The following is an 11,401-nucleotide window of genomic DNA, read 5'->3' on the forward strand; positions in this document are numbered from 1 at the left end:
CCACGTTCTACAAATGAAAGAGGAAAGACGATGATCGCGGAGTTTGAATCACGCATTCTGGCGTTAATTGACGATATGGTAGACCACGCCAGTGATGACGAACTGTTTGCTGGCGGTTATCTGCGCGGCCACCTGACGCTGGCGGTGGCTGAGCTGGAAGGGGAAGGGGAGCACTCGGCACAGGCGATTAACGACAAAGTCGCCAGCAGCCTGGAAAAGGCCATCAGCGCAGGCGAACTGTCGCCGCCGGATCAGATTCTGGTGCAAGGGATGTGGAATAACCTGTACCAGCAGGCGAAAAATCAGGCCTGATAAATGATGTCATCCGGATGAGGCGTTAGCCGACATCCGGAAACTCTCCCCGGTGGCGCTGCGCTTACCGGGGCTACCAGGCTGTATATATTGTTATCGGTTTGCAACTTTTATCTTGAGAACGCATTTATCTCGTTTCGCTCCAGAGTATCTTGCGCTCCCGGTTAATTCTTCTGCAATATGTTTTCCGTGGCGCAGAGAGCGCACAGGAGGCGGCGCGTTGCGCCTTCTCCGGGCTACCAAATCGCACAGCGCTGTAGCCCCGGTAAGCGGCAGCGCCACCGGGGGTTTTTAGGCCACCAGCGCCGGCAGTTTTAGCCAGCGTAGTGAATAAATTAACGGCAGACCGCACGGACCGTAGGCCGGATAAAGCGCAAGCCGGCGTTATTTTACCGCTTTTCCCTTCAGCAGTTTTCTCACCCATAGCCGATTCGGATTTAGCGCCGCCAGCGTTTCGCTATCCAGCGGCAGCGGTTCTTCACTCATCTGCGCGGCCAGCAGTTCGGCGCTCAATGGCGCGGTGCACAGCCCACGTGATCCCAATGCCGCGAGCATAAACAGATTGTGGTAGACCGGCGCGCTGTCGACATTTTCCTGCTGTTCGTGAAGCGTGGCGTACTGCGTCAACGTTTTCTCATAATCCGGAACGTTGCCCACCATCGGCAGGTGATCGCGGGTGGCGCAGCGTACGCCGCAGCGGGCGTCGTTGCCGCTAACATCCACCTCTTTTGCCCATGCCGCCTGCGGGAAACAATCAATCAGGCGCTGGCGATTTTGCCACTGATCTTCGGCGCTGAAATCGGTATCCGTCTTGCCGCGATGATAGCTGGCGCCAATACAATGTTGCTGATTCGCGGGATTCTGCGGCGTCAGATAGCCGTCATAGCATAACACCTGGCGCAGGGCGGAAAGCCCCGGCGTGGTGGGGATATGGCTAACCTGGCCGCCGACCGGATAAGCCGGCAACTGCCCGGTCTGGGCAAAATCAGTCAGGCGATGTCCGTTCGCCAGTACTACCGCCTGATGACGATGCTGCTGATTGAGCAACCAGCCGTCGCCCTCCGCGCTGAGCGTTTCGACGGGATAACCGTAGTGGCTGCGTAGTCCCTGCGTCGCCGCCAGCGACAGCAATTCTGCCGTCAACTGCTGCGGGCACAGCCAGCCGCCGGCCGGATAGGTGATGCCGCCGCAGCCGGTATCAACGCCGGTAAGTTCAGCAACTTGCTCCGCCGTTACCGCGCGGGCGACCTCTTCTGGTAAATCTGACGCCAGCATTTGGGTGATTTTCTGCGTGCTTTTTTCATCCCAGGCGAGTTGGGTTACGCCGCACCATTGATGATCGAATTCCACTGGCAACGCGTCGTAAACGCGGCGCGCGAAAGTGAACGCCGCCGGGAAAAAGCGCGCCAGCGAAGGGTCGTGCTGGCTTAATAGCGGATACAGCGCGCCCTGGCGATTGCCGGATGCGCCGCTGGCGGGCGCATCGTCAGCGCAGTACAACGTCACCTGCCAGCCGCGGCGCAGCAGCGCTAGCGAGAGCAGGGCGCTGGCGACACCTCCGCCGATTACCGCCGCTTCGCGCGATTGACTACCGCTGCGGGCAAACCATGGCGTCCGCGCCAGCGTCGGAACGTCAGCGGTCAATTCGCCGATTAACATTTCGCGCTTGCGGCCAAAGCCTTTGCGCTTTTGCATGCTAAAGCCGGCCTCCTGCAGCCCGCGGCGCACGAAGCCTGCGGAGGTAAAGGTCGCCAGCGTGCCGCCGGGGCGGGCCAGGCGCGCCATGGCGGAAAACAGCCCCGGCGTCCACATATCCGGGTTTTTCGCCGGCGCGAAGCCGTCGAGGAACCAGGCGTCGACCTGGCGGTTGAGCGAATCATCAAGCTGGTCGGTAAGCGTGTTGATATCGCCAAACCATAAATCCAGCGTGACGCGGCCATCGTCGAGCAGCAGGCGGTGGCAGCCAGCGATTGGCAGCGGCCACTGCGCCTGTAGCTGTTCAGCCCATGGCGCCAGTTCCGGCCAGTGCTGGTGCGCCAGGCGCAGGTCGTCGGCCTTCAGCGGAAATTTTTCAAAACTGATGAAATGTAATCTTTGCAGCGTAGCCTGCGGATTATCGCGACGAAAAACAGCAAACGCCTGCCAAAGCGTCAGGAAATTGAGCCCGGTGCCGAAGCCGCTCTCCGCGACGATAAACAGCGGACGCGGGTGGGTTGGGAAACGGCTATCAAGCTGGTTGCCGTTGAGAAAAACGTAGCGCGTCTCTTCCAGACCGTTGTCATTAGAAAAATAAACGTCGTCAAAATCTCGGGAAACAGGTGTACCCTCAGCGTTGAATTCCAGGTTGGCGGGTTGTATGGCGTTTTGTTTCACGTAAGTTACTCGAATCACAAGGCGTAGCGCGATCTTAACGATGTGTGCCAGAAGGCGCAAATTTATACACAAAATGGCTGATCGGACTTGTTCGGCGTACAAGTGTACGCTATTGTGCGACTCGAAACTTAAAATAGTGCGACTTACAGAGGTATTGAATGAAACGTGCAGTGATTACTGGCTTGGGCATCGTTTCCAGCATCGGTAATAACCAGCAGGAAGTCCTGGCATCTCTGCGTGAAGGACGTTCAGGGATCACTTTCTCTCAGGAGCTGAAGGATTCAGGAATGCGTAGCCACGTATGGGGCAACGTCAAACTGGATACCACGGGCCTCATTGACCGCAAAGTAGTGCGCTTTATGAGCGACGCATCCATTTATGCTTATCTGTCCATGGAGCAGGCGGTAGCCGACGCCGGTCTGGCGCCGGAAGCATACCAGAACAACCCGCGTGTCGGCCTGATTGCAGGTTCCGGCGGCGGTTCCCCGAAATTCCAGGTCTTCGGCGCCGATGCCATGCGTAGCCCGCGTGGTCTGAAAGCCGTGGGCCCATACGTTGTGACTAAAGCGATGGCTTCCGGCGTATCCGCCTGCCTCGCCACGCCGTTTAAAATCCACGGCGTCAACTACTCTATCAGCTCCGCTTGCGCCACTTCCGCACACTGCATCGGTAACGCGGTAGAACAGATTCAGCTGGGCAAACAGGACATCGTCTTTGCCGGCGGCGGCGAAGAGCTGTGCTGGGAAATGGCTTGCGAATTCGACGCCATGGGCGCGCTGTCCACTAAATACAACGATTCTCCGGACAAAGCGTCCCGTACCTATGATGCGAACCGCGACGGTTTCGTTATCGCGGGCGGCGGCGGCATGGTCGTGGTTGAAGAGCTGGAACACGCGCTGGCGCGCGGGGCGCATATTTATGCGGAAATCGTCGGTTACGGCGCGACTTCCGATGGCGCGGACATGGTTGCTCCATCTGGCGAAGGCGCAGTGCGCTGCATGCAGATGGCGATGCACGGCGTTGATACTCCGATCGACTACCTGAACTCCCACGGCACTTCTACTCCGGTAGGCGACGTGAAAGAGCTGGGCGCTATCCGCGAAGTCTTCGGTGACAACAGCCCGGCAATCTCCGCCACCAAAGCGATGACCGGCCACTCTCTGGGCGCCGCAGGCGTACAGGAAGCCATCTACTCTCTGCTGATGCTGGAGCACGGTTTTATCGCGCCAAGCATCAACATCGAAGAGATGGACGAGCAGGCTGCCGGCCTTAATATCGTCACCAAACCGACCGATGCTCAGCTGACCACCGTGATGTCCAACAGCTTCGGCTTCGGCGGCACCAACGCTACCCTGGTTATGCGTAAATACAACGCCTAATTGGTAAGAGTCAGCAAAAGGGGAGCCCGAGGCTCCCCTTTTTTTGACGTCTTGACAGCGCCCGGCAAGAGCAGGCAAATTGCTCGCCATCATTCTCATTCCATCTTCTCGCCTTGCTCTGCAAAACTGGGGTAACGCATGTCCGCAGCGACAAAAACGATAAACAACGCTTCAGAGAATCTCTCGCTATTTCGCATTACCTTTGCGGTTTTTCTGACCTATATGACCGTGGGGTTGCCGTTACCGGTTATCCCGCTATTTGTGCACCACGATCTCGGCTTTGGCAACACACTCGTCGGCGTGGCCGTCGGCATCCAGTTTCTCGCCACGGTCTTAACCCGCGGTTATGCCGGGAGACTGGCCGATCAGTACGGCGCGAGACGCTCGGTGCTGCAAGGAATGTTGGCCTGTGCTCTGGCCGGCTGTGCCTGGCTGGCGGCGGCGCTGCTGCCGGTGCCGGTGATGGCCAAATTTGGCCTGCTGGTGCTGGGACGTTTGATTCTCGGTTTTGGTGAAAGCCAGCTGCTGACCGGCAACTTAAGCTGGGGACTAGGGCTGGTTGGCCCGCGGCGTTCCGGTAAAGTGATGTCGTGGAACGGCATGGCGATGTACGGGGCGCTGGCGGTGGGCGCCCCGCTGGGGCTGCTGATTTACAGTCGCTTCGGCGTGGCGACGCTGGCCTGCGTTACGATGGCGCTGCCGCTGCTGGCGTGGGCGATTAACGGCACGGTCCGTAAAGTTCCCGCCCACGGCGGCGAACGTCCTTCGCTATGGAGCGTCATCGGTATGATCTGGCGTCCGGGGGTTGGCCTCGGTCTGCAGGGCGTCGGATTTGCGGTGATCGGCACCTTTGTTTCGCTCTATTTCGCCAGCCACGGCTGGGCGATGGCCGGCTTCACGTTGACCGCGTTTGGCGGCGCTTTTGTCCTGATGCGTATTCTGTTCGGCTGGATGCCGGATCGCTTCGGCGGCATTAAGGTGGCGATAGTTTCACTGCTGATTGAAGCTATCGGCCTGACGCTACTGTGGCAAGCGCCGGGCGCCTGGGTGGCGCTGGCGGGCGCGGCTTTGACCGGTTGCGGTTGCTCGCTCATCTTCCCGGCATTGGGCGTTGAGGTAGTCAAACGGGTTCCGGCTCAGGTTCGTGGCACCGCGCTGGGCGGCTATGCCGCGTTTCAGGATATCTCTTACGGCGTCACCGGCCCTCTGGCTGGCCTGCTCGCGACCTCGCTGGGCTATGCTTCCGTGTTCCTGGCCGGGGCGATTTGCGCGGTATTGGGGATTGTGGTCACTCTGTTGACGCTACGTAAATAAATACATAACGGCGGCTATCAGGCCGCCGTTATTGCTTTAGGCTTACAGTACCAGCCACAGCAGAATAATCACTACCAGCAGCGCAATCGCCACCGTCCACGCTTTTTTGCTATACACCGCATGGGGCGAAGGCAGCGGCTCGACCGGGGTAATTGCCATTGTCGCCTGGGCGCGAGCTACGCGTAGCGCAAAGACTTTATTTAATAGCGTTAACACCTGCGGGCTGGTTAAGGTCGTCGTGGGCGTCACCTGCCAGTTGCTTTGCGCGAAATCGGCGATTTTCTGCCACTCCTGCGCCTCCAGCGGTTGCTTAAGCGCTGCCTGCAGTGAATTCATCGTCGGCGCGGTTTGCGCGCTCAGCGTTTGTCGCGCCTGCAGCCAGTATGAGAGCGGGGTGAAGTGGGTGGCGGGGATCAGCTCGCCGGATTTCACGCCGCACAGCTCAAGCATTGATTGCCAGATAAGCTTGCTCGATTCGCCGGTTGCGGCGGCCAGTTTGGTCACTAACTGATTCAGGGTGTTATGTTCCGCCGGCAGCAAAGGACGCAGCGTTGGCGTTCGCTGCTGCGGTTGCGGGATCGCCAACTGGCCGTTTTGCAGCAGATGCAGCACGTTCTCCAGTTGCGCCTGCGTCAGCGCGTGTAGCACGGTTTGGCCGTAATTCTGGCGGATATAATCGCTCACCGCCTGACGGTTATTCCCCTGGGTCAGCAGTTCGCTAAGCTGAGCGAGAATTTGCCGGTGGTGGTGGTTTTGCTGAGCGATACTTAAGCGCTGATTCAGGTTGCTCTCAGCCGCGCTGAAATGGCTCGCCAGCAGCGGCGTATCGCCTTTCAGACCCAGATCGTGCTTCACGCAGGCCCACACTTCGGCGTTTTGCTGCGATGTCAGCGTCACCAGACGCGTTATCAACCGCTCCAGAACGGTGCGTTGCTGCATGGTGAGCGCGTTTGGGCCCACGGCGGATGCGCCGGATGGGCCAGTCCCCGGAGGGCGATCGGACATACCTGAAACGGGTGGTGTCATGATGAATCCTTACCGTAGTACTGTACTTAAGCCGGGTGATGATGTTCCTGGCGGCCAGATTATGGCACACTTCCCCGGTTTACTCTCGTTCTCAGACAGGTACTGAACCGTGAAAATCCTCGTTGATGAAAATATGCCCTATGCGCGTGAGCTTTTTAGCCGTTTGGGAGACGTGCAGGCCGTTCCCGGTCGTCCCATTCCGCAGGAAGCGTTAACCGACGCCGACGCGCTGATGGTGCGTTCCGTCACTAAGGTGAATGAAGCGCTGCTCTCCGGTAAGGCAATTAAGTTTGTCGGCACCGCCACCGCAGGCACCGATCATGTCGATCAAGCGTGGTTACAGCAGGCGGGGATTGGCTTTTCCGCCGCGCCGGGCTGCAATGCGATCGCGGTGGTGGAGTATGTTTTCTCGGCGCTGCTGATGCTCGCCGAGCGCGACGGATTCGCGCTGGCTGACCGTACCGTCGGTATCGTCGGCGTCGGCAACGTTGGCGGGCGTTTGCAAAAACGTCTGGAAGCGCTGGGAATTAAAACATTACTCTGCGATCCGCCGCGCGCCGATCGTGGCGATGAAGGCGACTTCCGCACCCTGGACGAGCTAGCGCAACAGGCGGATATCCTGACTTTCCACACGCCGTTGTTTAAAGACGGGCAGTATAAAACGCAGCATCTGGCCGATGAAGCGCTGATTAGCCGCCTGCAGCCGGGGACTATCCTGATTAACGCCTGCCGTGGTCCGGTGGTGGATAATGCGGCGCTGCTCAAGCGCTTGCAGGCCGGGCAGCAGCTGAGCGTGGTGCTCGACGTCTGGGAACCCGAACCGGATCTGAATACCGAGTTGCTGGCGCGTGTCGATATCGGTACCTCGCATATCGCCGGTTATACCCTTGAAGGCAAAGCGCGCGGCACCACTCAGGTGTTTGAAGCCTATAGCGCGTTCATTGGCCATCCGCAGCAGGTGGCGCTGGATACGCTACTGCCGGCGCCGGAATTTGGCCGCATCACTCTGCACGGCCCGCTCGATCAGGCGACGCTGAAAAGGCTGGTTCATTTGGTGTATGATGTGCGCCGCGATGATGCGCCGTTGCGTAAAGTGGCAGGCATTGCCGGCGAATTCGACAAGCTGCGCAAAAATTATCAGGAACGCCGCGAATGGTCGTCCCTGTACGTACAGTGCAGCGATGAAAAAGCAGCGACGCTGCTGCGTCAGCTCGGTTTTAATGCCGTACATCATCCTGTTCGTTAATATCTTCTTAATGCCCCTGTTGGATAATCCGGCAGGGTCGCTATTTTCTGGAGTACACCACCATGTCTGAAGGCTGGAATATTGCCGTACTGGGCGCAACCGGCGCCGTAGGCGAAGCCCTGCTTGAAACCCTTGCTGAACGCCAGTTTCCGGTAGGCGAAATTTATGCGCTGGCGCGCAATGAAAGCGCGGGCGAACATCTGCGTTATGGTGGCAAATCGGTCATCGTGCAGGACGCCGCCGAATTTGACTGGACCCAGGCCCAGTTGGCCTTCTTCGCCGCGGGCGTCGAAGCCAGCGCGGCGTATGTCGAAGAAGCCACCAACGCCGGTTGTCTGGTTATCGATCTTAGCGGCCTGTTTGCGCTGGAGCCGGACGTGCCGCTGGTGGTGCCGGACGTCAACCCGTTCGTGCTCGGCGACTACCGCAACCGTAACGTGATTGCGGTACCAAACAGCCTGACCAGCCAGCTGCTGACGGCGCTGAAGCCGCTGATCGATGATGGCGGCCTGTCGCGTATTACCGTTACCAACCTGCTGTCTGCCTCGGCGCAGGGGAAAAAAGCGGTCGATGCGCTGGCGGGGCAGAGCGCGAAACTGCTGAACGGTATTCCGATTGATGAAGACGATTTCTTTGGTCGCCAGCTGGCTTTCAACATGCTGCCGATTCTGCCGGATCGCGAAGGTAGCGTGCGCGAAGAACGACGTATCGTCGATGAAGCGCGCAAAATTCTGCAGGATGACGGCCTGATGATTTCCGCAAGCGTCGTGCAATCGCCGGTCTTCTATGGCCATGCGCAGATGGTGAATTTTGAAGCGCTGCGTCCGCTGGCGGCCGAGGAGGCGCGCGACGCCTTTACCCGCGGCGAGGATATTGAGCTTTCCGAAGAGGGCGAATTCCCGACGCAGGTCGGCGATGCTTCCGGAAACGCGCGTCTGTCCATCGGCTGCGTGCATAACGATTATGGCATGCCCGAGCAGATTCAGTTCTGGTCGGTGGCCGATAACGTCCGCTTTGGCGGCGCGCTGATGGCGGTGAAAATCGCCGAGAAACTGGTTCAGGAGTATTTGTACTGATGTCTGAACCACAGCAGCAGCCGGTATATAAAATCGCGCTGGGCATCGAGTACGACGGCAGCAAATACTACGGCTGGCAGCGGCAAAACGAAGTGCGCAGCGTGCAGGAAAAGCTGGAAAAGGCGCTGTCGCAGGTAGCGGCCGAACCGGTACACGTATTCTGCGCCGGGCGTACCGACGCCGGCGTTCACGGTACCGGCCAGGTAGTGCACTTTGAAACCCGCGCCCAGCGTAAAGACGCCGCCTGGACGCTGGGCGTAAATGCGAATTTACCTGGTGACATCGCCGTGCGTTGGGTGAAGCATGTTGCGGACGATTTTCACGCCCGCTTCAGCGCGACGGCCCGTCGTTACCGCTACGTCATCTATAATCACCGCCTGCGTCCGGCGGTGTTGAGCCAGGGGGTGACGCATTATTACCACCCTCTGGATGCCGGGCGGATGCATCGCGCCGCGCAGTGTTTGATTGGCGAGAATGACTTCACCTCGTTTCGCGCGGTGCAATGTCAGTCGCGCACGCCGTGGCGTAACGTGATGCATATCAACGTGACCCGTCATGGCGCTTATGTGGTGGTAGATATCAAAGCGAACGCTTTTGTTCATCATATGGTAAGGAACATCGTCGGCAGCCTGATGGAAGTAGGCGCCGGAAACCAGCCAGAGAGCTGGATTGCAGAACTGCTGGCGGCGAAGGACCGGACTCTGGCTGCCGCGACGGCGAAAGCGGAAGGATTGTATCTGGTGTCGGTGGATTATCCGGCCCATTTCGATCTGCCGGTGATGCCGATGGGCCCGCTGTTTTTGGCGGACTAATATCAGCGCCCCTGTAACAGGGGGCGGTTGTCACTAAAGGCTAAGACAAATATGGACCTGATTCATTTTTTGATTGATTTCATCCTGCATATTGATGTGCACCTTGCGGAGCTGGTCGCGCAGTATGGCGTCTGGGTTTACGCCATCCTGTTCTTGATTCTGTTCTGCGAAACCGGCCTGGTGGTGACGCCGTTCCTGCCCGGAGATTCTCTGCTGTTCGTCGCCGGCGCGCTCTCCGCGCTGCCAACGAACGATCTCAACGTACACCTGATGGTTGCGCTGATGGTCATTGCCGCCGTTATTGGCGATGCCCTGAACTACACCATCGGTAGATTGTTCGGCGAAAAGCTGTTCAGCAATCCGAACTCAAAGATTTTCCGTCGCAGCTATCTCGATAAAACCCATACCTTCTATGAACGCCACGGCGGCAAAACCATCATCCTCGCGCGTTTTGTGCCGATCGTCAGAACCTTTGCGCCGTTTGTGGCGGGAATGGGCCACATGTCCTATCGTCATTTTGCGGCGTACAACGTGGTAGGCGCGCTGCTGTGGGTACTACTGTTCACCTACGCTGGCTACCTGTTCGGTGATTTGCCGATCGTGCAGGAAAATCTGAAGCTGCTGATCGTGGCCATTATCGTCCTGTCGGTACTGCCTGGCGTTATCGAAGTGATTCGCCATCGCCGGGCGGCGGCAAAGCAGGCTAAATAGGCCCTTAGCGGCATTTTCGCCGGGCGTTGCTATGACGTCCGGCGCGCAAAGTGTGAGCGGTTCGACCACTTTTTTATCCCATGTTACGGGATGTTATGATTTAATGTGCAACATTCATGGTCTGTGAGGGGCAAAAGTGGCATTATGCGCCCCTTGCGACAAAACTGGCATCGACCAGGTTCAGGTAGAAAGGTTATCAATGAGCTGGATTGAACGAATTAAAAGCAATATAACCCCCACCCGTAAGGCAAGTATTCCTGAAGGTGTATGGACCAAGTGCGACAGCTGCGGTCAGGTACTGTACCGCGCAGAGCTGGAGCGCAACCTGGAGGTTTGCCCTAAGTGCGATCACCACATGCGTATGTCGGCGCGCAACCGCCTGCATAGCCTGCTGGACGAAGGTTCTCTCGTGGAGCTGGGTAGCGAGCTCGAGCCAAAGGATGTGCTGAAGTTCCGCGATTCGAAAAAGTATAAAGACCGTCTGGCCTCTGCACAGAAAGAGACCGGCGAGAAAGACGCGCTGGTGGTGATGAAAGGCACCCTGCACGGCATGCCTGTCGTGGCGGCGGCGTTTGAATTCGCCTTTATGGGCGGTTCGATGGGTTCCGTTGTCGGCGCGCGTTTCGTCCGCGCGGTTGAGCAGGCGCTGGAAGACAACTGCCCGCTGATCTGCTTCTCCGCCTCTGGCGGCGCCCGTATGCAGGAAGCGCTGATGTCGCTGATGCAGATGGCGAAGACCTCCGCGGCGCTGGCGAAAATGCAGGAGCGCGGTTTACCGTACATCTCCGTACTGACCGACCCGACCATGGGCGGCGTCTCCGCGAGCTTCGCGATGTTGGGCGATCTTAATATCGCCGAGCCGAAAGCGCTGATCGGCTTCGCCGGTCCTCGCGTTATCGAGCAGACCGTGCGTGAGAAGCTGCCGCCGGGGTTCCAGCGCAGTGAGTTCCTGATTGAAAAAGGGGCGATCGACATGATTATCCGTCGTCCTGAAATGCGTCTGAAATTAGCCAGCATCCTGGCGAAACTGATGAATCTTCCTTCGCCGCAGGCCGATGCGCCTCACGAAGGCGAGGTGGTACCACCGGTACCGGATCAGGAACCAGAGGCCTGATAATGCAGAGGGCAGGGCCGACAGGCGCTGCCCTTTTT

Annotated in this window: 10 protein-coding genes; 8 read left to right on the forward strand and 2 right to left on the reverse strand. The window is 58.5% G+C overall.

Annotation, left to right across the window (positions count from 1 at the left end):
- The first annotated feature begins 30 nt into the window (after window positions 1-30).
- On the forward strand, window positions 31-312 hold the full coding sequence (locus tag ACSEMK_RS07840; RefSeq protein WP_045391507.1) for a YfcL family protein: 282 nt from the start codon (window positions 31-33) through the stop codon (window positions 310-312).
- Between the two features lie 384 nt (window positions 313-696).
- On the opposite strand, the gene mnmC is transcribed toward ACSEMK_RS07840, so the two are convergent.
- Window positions 697-2,685, reverse strand: a complete 1,989-nt coding sequence (gene mnmC / locus ACSEMK_RS07845) for a bifunctional tRNA (5-methylaminomethyl-2-thiouridine)(34)-methyltransferase MnmD/FAD-dependent 5-carboxymethylaminomethyl-2-thiouridine(34) oxidoreductase MnmC (RefSeq protein WP_430914739.1) — start codon at window positions 2,683-2,685, stop codon at window positions 697-699.
- Window positions 2,686-2,843: 158 nt separating this feature from the next.
- On the opposite strand from mnmC, the gene fabB reads away from it, so the two are divergent.
- On the forward strand, window positions 2,844-4,064 hold the full coding sequence (fabB, locus tag ACSEMK_RS07850; RefSeq protein WP_015706178.1) for a beta-ketoacyl-ACP synthase I: 1,221 nt from the start codon (window positions 2,844-2,846) through the stop codon (window positions 4,062-4,064).
- A gap of 138 nt (window positions 4,065-4,202) precedes the next feature.
- Window positions 4,203-5,378 carry an MFS transporter gene (locus ACSEMK_RS07855; RefSeq protein ID WP_430914740.1) on the forward strand — a complete coding sequence of 392 codons (1,176 nt, stop codon included), beginning with the start codon at window positions 4,203-4,205 and terminating at the stop codon, window positions 5,376-5,378.
- Window positions 5,379-5,420: 42 nt separating this feature from the next.
- Here the strand turns inward: ACSEMK_RS07855 and flk are convergent, their stop codons facing one another.
- The gene (gene flk / locus ACSEMK_RS07860) at window positions 5,421-6,404 is read right to left on the reverse strand and encodes a flagella biosynthesis regulator Flk (protein ID WP_183269105.1); all 984 of its coding nucleotides are present in this window, start codon (window positions 6,402-6,404) and stop codon (window positions 5,421-5,423) included.
- Window positions 6,405-6,513: 109 nt separating this feature from the next.
- On the opposite strand from flk, the gene pdxB reads away from it, so the two are divergent.
- From pdxB to accD, 5 genes are all read left to right on the forward strand, one after another.
- On the forward strand, window positions 6,514-7,650 hold the full coding sequence (gene pdxB, locus ACSEMK_RS07865) for a 4-phosphoerythronate dehydrogenase PdxB (protein WP_430914741.1): 1,137 nt from the start codon (window positions 6,514-6,516) through the stop codon (window positions 7,648-7,650).
- A gap of 62 nt (window positions 7,651-7,712) precedes the next feature.
- Complete coding sequence (locus ACSEMK_RS07870) at window positions 7,713-8,726, forward strand: aspartate-semialdehyde dehydrogenase (protein WP_045364476.1); 1,014 nt, start codon at window positions 7,713-7,715, stop codon at window positions 8,724-8,726.
- Entirely contained in the window at window positions 8,726-9,538 is an 813-nt protein-coding gene (truA, locus tag ACSEMK_RS07875) for a tRNA pseudouridine(38-40) synthase TruA (RefSeq protein ID WP_015365552.1), read from the forward strand. Before ACSEMK_RS07870 ends, truA begins: the two co-directional genes overlap by 1 nt.
- A gap of 51 nt (window positions 9,539-9,589) precedes the next feature.
- Window positions 9,590-10,249 carry a DedA family protein gene (locus tag ACSEMK_RS07880; RefSeq protein WP_087860098.1) on the forward strand — a complete coding sequence of 220 codons (660 nt, stop codon included), beginning with the start codon at window positions 9,590-9,592 and terminating at the stop codon, window positions 10,247-10,249.
- Between the two features lie 199 nt (window positions 10,250-10,448).
- Window positions 10,449-11,363 carry an acetyl-CoA carboxylase, carboxyltransferase subunit beta gene (gene accD / locus ACSEMK_RS07885; protein ID WP_015365554.1) on the forward strand — a complete coding sequence of 305 codons (915 nt, stop codon included), beginning with the start codon at window positions 10,449-10,451 and terminating at the stop codon, window positions 11,361-11,363.
- Window positions 11,364-11,401 lie beyond the last annotated feature (38 nt).

The organism is Klebsiella sp. K-3 (assembly GCF_051207495.1).
Taxonomy (GTDB): Bacteria; Pseudomonadota; Gammaproteobacteria; order Enterobacterales; family Enterobacteriaceae; genus Klebsiella; species Klebsiella aerogenes.

What these genes read in the sequence shown, in the direction of transcription:
- ACSEMK_RS07840 (WP_045391507.1), top strand. Translation starts at nt 31, where the DNA reads ATGATCGCGGAGTTTGAATCACGCATTCTGGCGTTAATTGACGATATG.
- fabB (WP_015706178.1), top strand. Translation starts at nt 2,844, where the DNA reads ATGAAACGTGCAGTGATTACTGGCTTGGGCATCGTTTCCAGCATCGGT.
- ACSEMK_RS07870 (WP_045364476.1), top strand. Translation starts at nt 7,713, where the DNA reads ATGTCTGAAGGCTGGAATATTGCCGTACTGGGCGCAACCGGCGCCGTA.
- truA (WP_015365552.1), top strand. Translation starts at nt 8,726, where the DNA reads ATGTCTGAACCACAGCAGCAGCCGGTATATAAAATCGCGCTGGGCATC.
- accD (WP_015365554.1), top strand. Translation starts at nt 10,449, where the DNA reads ATGAGCTGGATTGAACGAATTAAAAGCAATATAACCCCCACCCGTAAG.
- flk (WP_183269105.1), bottom strand. Translation starts at nt 6,404, where the DNA reads ATGACACCACCCGTTTCAGGTATGTCCGATCGCCCTCCGGGGACTGGC.
- ACSEMK_RS07855 (WP_430914740.1), top strand. Translation starts at nt 4,203, where the DNA reads ATGTCCGCAGCGACAAAAACGATAAACAACGCTTCAGAGAATCTCTCG.
- ACSEMK_RS07880 (WP_087860098.1), top strand. Translation starts at nt 9,590, where the DNA reads ATGGACCTGATTCATTTTTTGATTGATTTCATCCTGCATATTGATGTG.